At 72.9% G+C, this 8,805-nt stretch carries 10 protein-coding genes; 3 read left to right on the top strand and 7 right to left on the bottom strand.

The annotated features are described in order from the left end of the window. A partial coding sequence (locus AOK03_RS44620; protein ID WP_244177917.1) for an LLM class flavin-dependent oxidoreductase occupies nt 1–216 on the bottom strand: 216 nt, incomplete at its 3' end. A gap of 100 nt (nt 217–316) precedes the next feature. Here AOK03_RS44620 and AOK03_RS37860 point away from each other — a divergent pair. Continuing rightward, nucleotides 317–805, top strand: a complete 489-nt coding sequence (locus AOK03_RS37860) for a phosphatase domain-containing protein (RefSeq protein ID WP_107098215.1) — start codon at nt 317–319, stop codon at nt 803–805. Nucleotides 806–862: 57 nt separating this feature from the next. Here the strand turns inward: AOK03_RS37860 and AOK03_RS37855 are convergent, their stop codons facing one another. Continuing rightward, nucleotides 863–1,084, bottom strand: coding sequence for a dodecin (locus AOK03_RS37855; protein WP_055569900.1), 222 nt, complete (start codon nt 1,082–1,084; stop codon nt 863–865). 230 nt (nt 1,085–1,314) lie between these two features. Here AOK03_RS37855 and AOK03_RS37850 point away from each other — a divergent pair, with 230 nt between their 5' ends. Further along, nucleotides 1,315–2,595, top strand: coding sequence for an extracellular solute-binding protein (locus AOK03_RS37850; protein WP_244177916.1), 1,281 nt, complete (start codon nt 1,315–1,317; stop codon nt 2,593–2,595). A 24-nt stretch (nt 2,596–2,619) separates the two neighbouring features. Here the strand turns inward: AOK03_RS37850 and egtD are convergent, their stop codons facing one another. The 4 genes from egtD to egtA are packed head-to-tail and all read right to left on the bottom strand — an operon-like array spanning nt 2,620 to nt 7,041. Beyond that, nucleotides 2,620–3,582 carry an L-histidine N(alpha)-methyltransferase gene (gene egtD, locus AOK03_RS37845; protein ID WP_055569899.1) on the bottom strand — a complete coding sequence of 321 codons (963 nt, stop codon included), beginning with the start codon at nt 3,580–3,582 and terminating at the stop codon, nt 2,620–2,622. Further along, nucleotides 3,579–4,334, bottom strand: coding sequence for an ergothioneine biosynthesis protein EgtC (egtC, locus tag AOK03_RS37840; protein WP_055569898.1), 756 nt, complete (start codon nt 4,332–4,334; stop codon nt 3,579–3,581). The genes egtD and egtC overlap by 4 nt, the downstream gene beginning before the upstream one ends. Further along, the gene (egtB, locus tag AOK03_RS37835) at nt 4,334–5,692 is read right to left on the bottom strand and encodes an ergothioneine biosynthesis protein EgtB (RefSeq protein WP_055569897.1); all 1,359 of its coding nucleotides are present in this window, start codon (nt 5,690–5,692) and stop codon (nt 4,334–4,336) included. Before egtB ends, egtC begins: the two co-directional genes overlap by 1 nt. Beyond that, nucleotides 5,689–7,041, bottom strand: a complete 1,353-nt coding sequence (gene egtA, locus AOK03_RS37830; RefSeq protein WP_055569896.1) for an ergothioneine biosynthesis glutamate--cysteine ligase EgtA — start codon at nt 7,039–7,041, stop codon at nt 5,689–5,691. The genes egtB and egtA overlap by 4 nt, the downstream gene beginning before the upstream one ends. A gap of 159 nt (nt 7,042–7,200) precedes the next feature. Between egtA and AOK03_RS37825 the strand changes: the two genes are divergently transcribed. Next, a complete protein-coding gene (locus AOK03_RS37825) occupies nt 7,201–8,181 on the top strand; it encodes a TIGR02452 family protein (RefSeq protein WP_055569895.1) in 981 nt (326 codons plus the stop codon). Here the strand turns inward: AOK03_RS37825 and AOK03_RS37820 are convergent. Next, nucleotides 8,156–8,614 (bottom strand): type II toxin-antitoxin system PemK/MazF family toxin, encoded by a 459-nt coding sequence (locus AOK03_RS37820; RefSeq protein ID WP_055569894.1) that lies wholly within the window; start codon nt 8,612–8,614, stop codon nt 8,156–8,158. The two genes, AOK03_RS37825 and AOK03_RS37820, sit on opposite strands and share 26 nt — an antisense overlap. Nucleotides 8,615–8,805 lie beyond the last annotated feature (191 nt).

The raw sequence follows: 8,805 nt of genomic DNA, 5'->3' as shown, positions 1-8,805 counted from the left end.
CGCCGCGGCGACGGCCGCCGCGAGGACCGTGGGCGCCGAGCCCGCGACGCCGGGCACGCCGTGGTGTTCTGAGACCCAGAAGCGGTGGTACCCGAGCGCTTCGAGGTCCTGGGCCAGGCGCACGGTGTCGCGCAGGGCGGAGGGCCCGTCGTGCCCCTCACGGGTGCGCGATCGGTCGAGGACGGAGAACCGGGTTGCCGCGATCACTGAGCTCACACAGGGTTCAACGCCCGGGGGCCGCCAGGATTCCCGGGCCGCCTCGCGGATCCCGTACCGCCGCTTCTACGCTGTCGACGTGACGGAAGACAGCAGATCTCTGACGGCGAGCGGCAGGCCGCTGGCCGTGTTCGACCTGGACGGCACCCTCGCGGACACCGCGCACCGGCAGCGTTTCCTCGCGGGCAGGCCACGCGACTGGGACGCGTTCTTCGCCGCGGCGCCCGAGGACCCGCCGCTGGCACGCGGCGTCGAGCTGGCCCTGGCGAGCGCGCGGGAGTGCGAGGTCGGCTATCTCACCGGCCGTCCCGAGCGCTGCCGCGCCGACACGGTGGACTGGCTGGCGCGCCAGGGACTGCCGGGCGGACGGATCTGGATGCGGCGCGACAACGACCGGCGCCCCGCACGCCGCACCAAGCTGGAGGTCCTCCGGGACATCGCCCGCAAACGGACGATCCGCATGCTGGTGGACGATGACGAGCTGGTCTGTGCGGAGGCGGAACGCGCGGGCTTCACCGTCGTCCGGGCGACCTGGGCGGACACGTCCGAGGCCCTGAAGGACGCCCAGGAGCGCGAGGGCCGCACCTGAGGGCCGCCCACTGCACCTGTCCCACCGCACCTGAGGGCTGCGCCCACTGCGCCGAGGCTAGACCTCGGCGTCGTCCTCCAGACGGAAGCCCACCTTCAGGCCGACCTGGTAGTGCTGGATCTCGCCGTCCTCGATGTGGCCGCGCACCTGCGTGACCTCGAACCAGTCGAGCGATCGGAGCGTCTGCGAGGCCCGTGCGATGCCGTTGCGGATCGCCTGGTCGACGCCCTCGTGCGAGGTGCCGACGATCTCGGTGACGCGGTACGTGTGGTTCGACATGAGGATGTTCCTCCGGGCCGTCGGATGGGGCCGTGCGGCGCCGTGCCGCACGGCGCCGAGAAGTGCCGTCACTCCACCGTGCCCCAGCCGTCCCAGTGGCGCGAGACGGCGTACCCCCTTGACCAGTCCATTGGTACGGACCAAAATCCAGCCAGTAACCCGTTCGAGCCACGTGCTCACCCCCCGCGTCGGGCTGACCTTCCCCTGTCCGCAGGCAGAAAGTGACCGACGTGAAGCCGCACCACCGCGCCGCTGTGTCCCTGGCGCTCGCCCTCTCCTCCACCGTTCTGGTCGCCGGGTGCGGCGTGCTGCCGGGCGGTGACGACTCCAGGACCGTCACGGTCTGGCTCATGAAGGGCAGCGCTTCGCCCGAGTTCGTCGAGCGCTTCACGTCGGACTTCGAGAAGGAGCACGACGGCATCGACCTGGACATCCGCATCCAGGAATGGACCGGCATCGGCGCCAAGGTGAAGAAGGCGCTCAAGGAGGAGGGCGGCGAAGGACCCGAGGTCATCGAGGTCGGCAACACCCAGGTCGCGCAGTACGTCGACGAGGGCGGTCTGTACGACCTGACCCTGGAGTCCGCACGCGACCTCGGCATGAACGACTGGCTGCCGGGCCTCGCCGAGCCGGGGCGCTACCGCGGAGCGCAGTACGGCATCCCCTGGTACGCCGCCAACCGCGTCGTCATCTACAACAAGGACCTCTTCGCGCAGGCGGGCATCGAGACCCCGCCGCGGACCCGCGAGGAGTGGATCACTGCGACGGAGAAGCTCAACACCGGCGGCCGGCAGGGCATCTACCTCGCGGGCCAGGACTGGTACACCCTCGCGGGATTCATCTGGGACGAGGGCGGCGACCTGGCCAAGGAGACCAAGGAGTCCTCCGGAGACTGGCGCGGCACCCTGCACACCGCCGCGGCGCTGCGCGGCATGGAGTTCTACAAGCAGCTGCAGGCGCTCGGCGAGGGCCCGCGCGACGCCGACGAGGAGCACCCGTCGCAGGCCGGGGTGTTCGCGGGCGGCGACGTCGCGCAGATCGTCGCGGTGCCCGGCGCGGCCCGCGCCATCGAGGAGAAGAACCCGAAACTGAAGGGCAAGCTCGGCTACTTCCCGATCCCGGGCAAGAAGGCGGGCAAGCCCGCCGCGGTCTTCACCGGCGGTTCCGACCTCGTCGTGCCCGAGCACAGCAAGGACCACAAGGGCGCGGTCGAGGTGATCGAGGCGCTGGCGGGCAAGAAGTGGCAGACCGACCTGGCGCGGACGATGAACTACGTCCCGAACAAGGCGAAGCTGGCCCCGGCGGTCGCCGACGAGGAGGGCTCCGCGGCGATGGCCGTCGGGGCGGCCAACGGCCGGGCGACCCCGAACTCCCCCCGCTGGGCGGAGGTCGAGGCGGACAACCCGATCAAGGGATACATGACGAAGGTCCTGACGGGCGGCGACCCGGCGACCGAGGCCCGCAAGGCCTCGGCCCGGATCACCAGAGCACTGGACGTCGGCGGGCTGTGACGGACGTCCGGTGGCGCAGGGGCGCTACGCGACCGTGCTCAGCGACAGCGCGAAGCGCCCCCTCTCGTCCGTCCACCAGTGCGTCAGCTTCAGCCCCGCCGCGTCCAGTTCGGACCGGACGCCGTCCTCATGGAACTTCGCCGAGATCTCCGTGCGGAGCTCCTCGCCCGCGACGAAGTCGACCGCCAGATCCAGTGCGTGGATCTTCACCGTCTGGTCGGCCGTGGAGCGCAGCCGCATTTCGATCCACTCGTGCTCGCGGTCCCAGACGGCCACGTGCCGGAAGGCGTCCGGGTCGAAGTCCCCGGCCAGCTCGCGGTTGATGACCGTCATGACGTTCTTGTTGAACGCGGCGGTCACGCCCGTCGCGTCGTCGTACGCGGAGACGAGGACCGACTCGTCCTTGACCAGGTCCGTGCCGAGGAGCAGTGCGTCGCCGGGGGAGAGCAGGCCACGCACCGAGGAGAGGAACGAGGCGCGTTCGGCGGGCAGCAGATTGCCGATCGTGCCGCCGAGGAAGGCGATCAGGCGCGGCCCCGGTGTGCCCGGCAGCGCGAGGCCGCGGGTGAAGTCGGCGATCAGGGCGTGCACGTTCAGCGCGGGCCGCTGCGCGAGCAGGGTGTTCGCGGCGCCGGTCAGCGCGCTCTCGCTCACGTCCACGGGGACGTAGGTGTGCAGGGACGCCATGGCGTCGATGAGGTGGCGGGTCTTCTCCGAGGAGCCCGAGCCCAGCTCGATCAGCGTCCGGGCCCCCGTGACCTCGGCGATGCGGTCGGCGCGGGCGACGAGGATCTCGCGCTCGGCGCGGGTGGGGTAGTACTCGGGCAGGGTGGTGATCTCCTCGAAGAGGGCGCTGCCGCGCGCGTCGTAGAACCACTTGGGCGGCAGCGTCTTCGGGGTGGCGGTGAGGCCGTGCAGGACGTCGGCGCGCAGCGCGGCGCCGGTGGCGTCCTCGGGCAGGGTGCGGGTCAGCAGGAACGGGCTCACGCGGGGGGCTCCTTGAGCGGGGTCAGCAGTACGTCGGTGCGGCTGGCGGCGAGCAGGGTGCGGTCGGGCACCTCGCGCCAGTGGGGGTCGTCGTCGTAGGGCTCGGAGGCCACGACGGTGCGGCGGCCGGGCTCCGCGAGGTACCAGAGGGTGTCGCCCCAGGCGGTCGCGGCGATCGTGTCGCCGTTGGTGAGCAGGAGGTTCAGGCGCGACCCGGGGGCGGCCTCCGCGATCTCCAGGACGGTGTCCGCGAGGGCCTGTCCCTCCTCGTCGCCGCGGCGCAGCCGGTGCAGGACGAGCGCCCACACCAGGGCGGAGTCGCAGCGCGCCTCCATCGAGAGCAGCTCGGCGGGCGGCAGGCCGTGGGCGAGCGGGGCGAGCGAGCGGGGCCAGCCGGTGATCGCGCCGTTGTGGCTGAACAGCCACGGCCCGGAGGCGAAGGGCGCCGCGGCGGCCTCCCCGTCCGCGCCCGACAGGGTCGCGTCGCGCACCGCGCCGAGCAGCGCACCGGAGCGCACCACCCGCGCCAGATCGGCGAACGAGGCGTCGCCCCAGATCGGCCCCGAGCGGCGGTAGCGGGCGGGCGCCGGGTCGTCCTCGGCGTACCAGCCCACCCCGAAACCGTCGGCGTTGACCGTCCCGTGGCGCTGCATCCGCGGCGCCCAGGACTGCCGGAACAGGCTGTGCGCGGGCGTCACGAGGAGGCTCCCCAGCGGCTCCGGCGGGCCCAGGAAGGCGAGGTGACGGCACATCAGGCGGATCCCGGTGTGGGCGTCTCGGTGGGCCCGGCGTCCCGCGCCGTGCGGAACCCGGAGAAGATCTGCCGCCGCACCGGATGGTCCCAGTTGCGGAACGTGCCGCGGCAGGCCACCTCGTCGACGGAGAAGGCCCCGCCGCGCAGCACCTTGTAGTCACCGCCGAAGAAGACGTCCGAGTACTCGCGGTAGGGGAAGGCGGCGAAGCCCGGGTAGGGCAGGAAGTCGCCGGACGTCCACTCCCACACGTCGCCGATCAACTGGCGCACGCCCAGCGGCGATTCACCGGCGGGGTAACTCCCGGCGGGCGCGGGCCGCAGATGCCGCTGGCCCAGGTTGGCGCGCTCCGGAGTGGGGTCCGCGTCGCCCCACGGATAGCGCATCGACCGGTCGGTCACCGGGTCGTACCGTGCGGCCTTCTCCCACTCCTCCTCGCTGGGCAGGCGCCGGCCCGCCCAGCGCGCGTACGCGTCGGCCTCGTACCAGCTGACGTGCAGGACCGGCTCGTCGGCGGGCACCGGCTCGACCGTCCCGAAGCGCCGCCGCAGCCACTGGCCGCCCTCGCGCCGCCAGAACAGCGGCGCGCACAGGTTGTTCCGGCGGACCATCGCCCAGCCTGCCGGGTCCCACCAGCGCATCCGCTCGTAGCCGCCGTCCTCGATGAAGAGCTGGTACGCGGCGTTCGTCACCGGAGTCGTGTCGATGAAGAACGGCGGGACCAGCCGGTGGTGCGCCGGACGCTCGTTGTCGAGGGCCCACGGCTCCGTGGACGTCCCCATCGTGAACGGACCGCCCGGCACCAGGACTTCGGCGGGTCCGGTGAAGGGCTCACCGGTCGGCGGGTCCGGAGCGGTGAGGGCGGTCCGCCCCGACCGCAGCTGGTGCGTGATCAGCATCGTCTCGTCGTGCTGCTGCTCGTGCTGGGCGATCATCCCGAAGGCGAAGCCCGCGTCGGTGAGCGGCGTGCCGCGGAACGGCGTCTTCTCCAGTACGTCGAGCGCGCGGCCCCGCACCTCGGCCGCGTAACCGCGGGCCTCGCCGGGCGCGAGCAGCGGCAGGCTCGGGCGCTCGGCGCGCGGGTGCTCGAAGGCGTCGTACAGCGGGTCGATCTCGGGGCGCATCGCATCGCGCCCCGCGACCGCGCGCAGCAGCCACTGCTCCTCCTGGTTGCCGATGTGCGCGAGATCCCAGACCAGGGGCGACATCAGCGGAGAGTGCTGCGCGGTCAGTTCGGCGTCCTCCACGCACGAGGTGAGGAGGGTCGTACGCTCCCGGGCGGTGAGGAGCGCGGCCAGCGCGCGCGCCCGCAGGGCTTCCGGGTCGGTGGCTTCCGGGTCGGTGGTGGAGCCGGTCATCGGCGGACATCCTTCCCAGGCGTGTTCCCAGGTGTGTCGTGGAGTGTGGGGTCGTCGCGCAGGGCGTCCAGCAGGTCGTCCGCCGGGCAGCGGCCCTGTGCGACGTACCGGGCGGCGTACGTCGCGACGGCGTCCCGCACGGACGGGGCGGCGCCCAGCCGGGGCAGCGCGTCGACCGCGGCGGCGAAGCAGAGCACGGCCGCCTCACGCAGTTCCGCGTCGGCCGGGCCGTGGCGTGCCGCGTCCAGCCAGAGCGGATTGTGCGGCGCGGCCGGCGAGTCCGCGGGCCCGTACCGCTCGGCCAGCGGCTTCACGGCGCGGTAGGCGGTCTCGGCCGCCGCCGGGTCGTCGAACAGGGCGGTCGTCACGGCGAGCGGCACGAGCCAGCCGTCCTCGCCCGGCTGCGCGTCGACCATGCGCAGTTCCAGGTGGCCGCGCGGGCGCACCGGCGGAAACAGCGTGGTCAGGTGGTAGACGAGATCCTCTCGGGTGGGTCTGCGCGATGCCCCGGCGCGGGCCCACGCCCGGAAGCTCATTCCCTCCGGAACGCTCCAAGGGCCCTCGCCCGGCTCTCTCTTGACGCACATGACCGGCGCGTCCAGGGCATGTCTGGTCCACGTCTCGCGGGGCTCCCCGTCCAGCGGCGGCGCGCCGGATCTGCCGGGTTCGATGCCCGCCCACACGGCCTGCCGGGTCGAACGCCATCCGGTGGGGCGGCCGTCCTGGAGTGGTGAGTTGGCGAACGCGGCGACCAGGACAGGGCCGAGCAGGTGCGCCAGACGCCAGCGGCGGGCGTAGCCGAGCGGGCCCGGCTCCTCGTATCCGGCGTCGAGGCAGATCTGCACCGACGCCGTCGAGCACATCATGCGCCGCCCGGCCGGGCCTCCGCGGTCCAGGCACGACTCCAGCGCGTCGTAGCGGGGCTCGCGCAGGATCCGTGACGGCGGACGCCACGGGTCGGCGCCGACCCCGCTGAGGGTGAGGCGGTGGGGGTGCAGAGCGTCGCGTACGACGGCGAGATCGGCCTGCATGGCCGAGATGCACTCCGTCAGCGAGGCGGCGGGAAGCGAGCTGAGCTCCAGCTGGCCGCCGGGTTCGACGGTGACGGACGAGTGCAGGGGCAGGGCCCGCAGTGCGGCATAGGCCGCTTCGAGGCGGGCGGCGGGTACGGGCAGGTGGGGCAGGTCCGGTTCGTGGACGAGCCATTCCAGTTCGACCCCGATGGTGCGGGGTGGGCCGGTCTTGAAGCAGATGCCGCGGACCAGCGCTTCCACTTCGGCTTCCGACACCGTGTCACGCGCCCTTGTGGGGTGCGCCGTCCGGTGTTTCGTACAGTCTCCCTCAGGCATGCGGGGATCCTTCCATCCGATGCTGCTCGTCACACCCAAAACCCTCAAGGGCGTTCGCACAAGAGTGCCCCTCAGGCCGTTCGCGTACCGGGAATTTCTGTTGCGTCGCCCGACGCACGCGGCTCACCATGCGTTCATGAACGACACGGGGGCACGGGTATGAGCGCCCGGCTGCGCGGACAGGCGCAGGAGACCGAGCGGATCGTCGCGGCGGGGATGTACGTCACGCCGGACGGCCGCGAGAGGGTGATCGCCGACGCGGTGGCCGCGGCGCGCACCGGCACGCGCATGTTCGGACCGGATCCGGTGAGGGCACCGTCCAGGGAGCGCTTCGAGGGCACGGACTTCGAGAGAACCCACGTCACCAGCATGCACTCCATCGGCACACGCTGCGACAGCACGCGTTTCGAGATCACCGGGGAGAGCAGCCTGGAGGCGGCCCGCAGGCTCACGGCCGAGGAGGCCGAGGAGGCCGAGGAGGCCGAGGAGGCCGAGGAGGCCGAGGAGGCCGAGGACGCCGGGCAGCCGGGCGCCTCCCCGGTGGCGGTCCTGAACTTCTCATCGGCGCGCAACCCGGGCGGGGGCTATCTGAACGGTGCCCAGGCGCAGGAGGAAGCGCTGTGCCGCGCCTCCGCGCTGTACACCTGCCTGCTCGAAGTCCCCGGTTTCTACGCCCACCACCGCGCCGACCGCGACCCGTTCTACAGCGACCGGGTGATCCACTCGCCGGGCGTCCCCGTCTTCCGCGACGACCGAGGACGGCTCCTCGACGAGGCGTACACGGTCGGCTTCCTCACTTCCGCGGCGCCGAACGCCGGGGTGATCCGCCGCCGGGAGCCGGAGCGGGCCGCCGACATCGGGCGGGCCCTGGCCGCGCGCGCCGAGCGCGTCCTGGAGACGGCCGCCGCCTGCGGGTACCGCCGCCTCGTGCTCGGCGCCTGGGGCTGCGGCGTGTTCATGAACGACCCCGAGCAGGTGGCGGGGGCCTTCCGGGCGCTGCTCGGCGAAGGCGGCCGGTTCGCCGGACAGTTCGCGCACGTCGTGTTCGGCGTTCTCGACCGGACGAAGGGCGCGGTGACGCGCGGCGCCTTCGAGACGGCGTTCGCCCACGAGCTCAGCGCCAGCCGTAACGCTCCCTGAGCCGGAGCACGACGAGGTCGAACCGCATGCGGTCGAGCGCACACGCCTCACGCCGCATTCCGCGCTCGTGCACCCGCAGCACCCGGTCGATGTCCACCCAGGAGTCCCGCCCCTCCCGGTCCCAGGGACCGGTCCCGATCGGCACCCACTCCCTGTCCCGGTCGTGCCGCTTGCTCGACAACTGCACGGCGAGCAGCGTCCCCGCGGCCTCGCGCGCGACGACCAGCACCGGCCGGTCCTTGCCGCGCCCGTCGTTCTCCTCGAAGGGCACCCACGTCCAGACGATTTCCCCCGGATCGGGATCGCCGTCGCGGTCGGGCGCGTACTCGGTGCGGACCCGGCCCACCTCGCGCGGCTCGACCTCGGCGGTCGCGGTGGCGCCCGAGCGGCCGGGCGATGCGGACAGGTGCGGGTCATCGGTGAAGGCAGTCACACGGGTCACCGTAGAACCTGTCCGGCCCAATCCGCTGAGCGGGTCCGCGGGCCGACCCGCACGCTCGGTCCATGCCGCCACGAAACATGCGCAACCGGCCGCGACCCACGCGCCGCGCCCGGTCCCTCGCCGTCCTCGCCGTCGCGGGTTCCGCGCTGGCCCCGCTGCCGGCCGCGTCGACCCCCGCCGCC

Source organism: Streptomyces atriruber (assembly GCF_001418325.1).
In the GTDB taxonomy this organism is placed as follows: domain Bacteria; phylum Actinomycetota; class Actinomycetes; order Streptomycetales; family Streptomycetaceae; genus Streptomyces; species Streptomyces atriruber.
Note: the sequence above shows the minus strand (reverse complement) of the source record. Positions and strands in the feature narration are given on the sequence as shown.